The organism is Bradyrhizobium uaiense (genome assembly GCF_010811875.1).
Classification (GTDB): Bacteria; Pseudomonadota; Alphaproteobacteria; order Rhizobiales; family Xanthobacteraceae; genus Bradyrhizobium; species Bradyrhizobium uaiense.
Map to the genome: position 1 here is coordinate 1 of NZ_VKHP01001251.1, position 215 is coordinate 215.

The following is a 215-nucleotide window of genomic DNA, read 5'->3' on the forward strand; positions in this document are numbered from 1 at the left end:
GCCCGAAATCCCTGTCCCGGAGCTGGTCACGCCGGTGACCACGCCTCCGGAGAACACGTTCTCGACGCCACCGGCAAAGACCGCGACGTTGCTCAGAACCGTGCCGCCGACGTTGAAGATGCCGCCGCTCGAGACCGAGATATGGTCAGCCGTCGCGCCCGACGAGACGTTCAGGTCGCCGCCGCTGAAGACGGTCGCATATTCGAAGGACGCGC

The 215-nt window shown here is 66.0% G+C and carries 1 protein-coding gene; it reads right to left on the reverse strand.

Annotated features, from left to right (window positions below):
* The coding region (locus FNJ47_RS49505; RefSeq protein ID WP_163163956.1) for a hypothetical protein at nt 1-215 on the reverse strand (215 nt) is incomplete at both ends.